This is a genomic window from Neisseria sp. P0022.S010, from assembly GCF_051956635.1.
The window spans coordinates 1-511 of record NZ_JBQCXF010000843.1 but is presented as its reverse complement, the minus strand read 5'-3'; the positions used below and the strand labels follow the sequence as shown (position 1 = coordinate 511).

Here is a 511-nt window from a genome sequence, read left to right as displayed (position 1 = left end):
GGCAAGGCGATTTCGATTTTTATGTTGACGAACGCGTTATCGTACCGCGCTCGTTTATTTACGAACTGCTCGGCGACAACCTTACCCCTTGGATAGAACACCCCGAATTGGTTCACCGCGCATTGGACTTGTGTACCGGCAGCGGCTGCCTCGCCATCCAAATGGCACACCACTACCCCGCTGCTGAAATTGACGCCGTCGATTTGAGTTTGGATGCGCTGGAAGTAGCCGCCATCAACATCGAAGATTATGGATTGGAAGAGCGCATCAACCTGATCCACACCGATTTGTTCGAAGGTTTGGAAGGCACATACGACCTGATCGTTTCCAACCCGCCCTATGTTGATGCCGAATCGGTCGATATGCTGCCCGACGAATACCTGCACGAACCCGAACTCGCCCTGGGCAGCGGCGAAGACGGTTTGGACGCCACCCGCCAAATCCTGCTGCACGCAGCCAAATACCTCAATCCCAAAGGCGTACTGCTAGTCGAAATCGGACACAACCGCGA

The 511-nt window shown here is 54.4% G+C and carries 1 protein-coding gene; it reads left to right on the top strand.

Translation table 11 applies throughout. The features are described 5' to 3' along the window. The coding region (gene prmB / locus ACTHUT_RS21720; RefSeq protein ID WP_440419887.1) for a 50S ribosomal protein L3 N(5)-glutamine methyltransferase at nt 1-511 on the top strand (511 nt) is incomplete at both ends.